The organism is Bartonella sp. AP57NXGY, assembly GCF_042195805.1.
GTDB lineage: Bacteria > Pseudomonadota > Alphaproteobacteria > Rhizobiales > Rhizobiaceae > Bartonella.
This window is the reverse complement of sequence record NZ_JBHIOZ010000010.1, coordinates 6853-8934: the sequence shown is the minus strand read 5'-3', so window position 1 is coordinate 8934 and position 2082 is coordinate 6853. Positions and strand designations below refer to the sequence as shown.

Annotated in this window: 1 protein-coding gene; it reads right to left on the bottom strand. The window is 36.4% G+C overall.

What is annotated here, in order from left to right; genetic code table 11:
• Positions 1-96: 96 nt before the first annotated feature.
• Positions 97-1863, bottom strand: a complete 1767-nt coding sequence (locus ACFIL8_RS02735; protein ID WP_375628498.1) for an ABC transporter ATP-binding protein — start codon at positions 1861-1863, stop codon at positions 97-99.
• Positions 1864-2082: the final 219 nt, after the last annotated feature.

Genomic DNA, 2082 nt, shown 5'->3' with positions numbered 1-2082 from the left:
AAGTAATGCTTTTTCTTGATAACAAGTCTTTTTTTATAAATGGAGCATTACCTTCTATCCATTTTTTATTTCAAATCTTATTTAAGGATCTAGAAATTAGGGGGTATGTTTTTTGAACTGGATATTATGAAGTTTTTTATAAAACCCATGTTCTTTTGCTAGCAATTCTTTTTGAGTACCTTGTTCAATCAGTTGTCCATTTTGTATGACCACAATTTTGTGAGCACGAGCAATCGTTGAAAGGCGATGAGCAATAATGATCGTTGTGCGTCCTTTAGTAAGGTGGTGAATGGCTTCATTAATTTGTGCTTCGGTGTGTGAATCGAGCGCACTTGTTGCTTCATCAAGAATCAGAATTTCACTATCGTGAATCATTGCTCTAGCGATAGCGAGTCGTTGTTTTTGCCCCCCTGAAAGATTACAGCCATTATCACCTATCTGTGTATCATAACCATTTGGCAAACTCATAATAAAGTCATGAGCATTTGCTGCTTTTGCTGCTTCGATAATTTCGTCATCACTAGCCCCTTCTTTTCCAAGCCCGATATTATATTTAACAGTTCCTTGAAAGAGAAAAGTATCCTGTCCTACATAGGCCATCAGGTTTCTCAGAGAGCGAAATGTTGTGTAGCGAATGTCTTGATCATTAATCAATATGCGTCCTTTTGTGGGGTCATAGAGGCGCATAATAAGGTTGATAAGGGTTGATTTTCCCGAACCGGATGGTCCCACCAATGCTGTCATTTTTCCGGCTTCTATTTCTAGGTTGATGTCTTTCAATATCATTTTGTTATTAGTGTATGCAAAAGAAACATGTTCGAAACGAATAGTTCCTTGCGTTTTATTCAGATCTTTAGCTTCTTTATGTTCTACAACTGTAAGGGGACAATCGAGTATTTCAAACATCGTACGGATATTGACCAAGCCAGATTCAATTTTAACACGTACATTTGCTAGTCTTTTTGCGGGTTCATAAGCTAAAAGTAAAGCAACAATAAAAGACATAAATTCACCTTGAACACCTGCGCGTTGGGTTGCAAGATAACCGGAAAAACAAATAATACCTGCAATGGCAACACCCGTGAGTGTTTCCATAATTGGATTGGTAATAGCTTCGAGTGTTGCAATACTGTTTGTTTGTTTTTCAACATCACAAATGGCTTTGTCCATCCGTTTTTTCATGACTTCTTCTAGTGAAAAGGCCTTGATGATTCGAATACCAACAGCCGTTTCCTGTACGATTTTGATAATTTCACCAAGTGAAAGGAGCTCTTTTTCCATCAAGCTGCGAACGCGTTTTAAAGCCATTCGAACGCCTAAAAAAGCTAGTGGTCCTACGATTAAAGTAATGGAGATTAACACAAAGTTTTGAATGAACATGACAAGCAACAGACCACTAACGGAAAGCAAATCACGTACAAAAGTTGTGATAATAGTATCAATTATATTACGTACGGCTGTCGCGTTATGAGTTACACGAACAAGAAGATCAGATGAAGTGTTATTATGATAAAAAGAGACTCCTTGTTCCATAAGTCGTGCAAAAATTTTACGCTGTTGTTCAGCAATGATACTATTGCCTGCTTTGTTTAGAAAGTAAGTTTGGAAAAAAGTTGCAACTCCTTTGAGAATAAAGATAAAAGCAATGAAGCTAGAAATCAAAACAATCATAGGAAAATTTTGTGCATCAATAATCTGATTAACAACATCCCGCATAATCCATGCACTGGTTGCTGTGGTACAAGAAATGATGATCATTGAGAAGATAGCCGCACTGTACCAACGCATATGTTTACGAAAATTTTCTCGCAAAAGGCGGATAATAAGATGTTTGTCAAAAGAGGAAATTTGTTTTTTAGCCATGAAGAGCTTCTATATTCTCTCATTATTTTATGCAAGATTGAAACACTCTTAATTAAAAAGCCCCTTAATCTTTTTTACAAAAATAGCTTTTTCTTTCAAGGTTCATCACATCAATTTCACGACGGTGAGAGTGAAGAATGTAGTGCAAAGTTTCTGTGAAAGGTATAACGAAAATTCGTTGTTCATCATTATTTTTAGTTTTCAATAAAAGGTACCGGC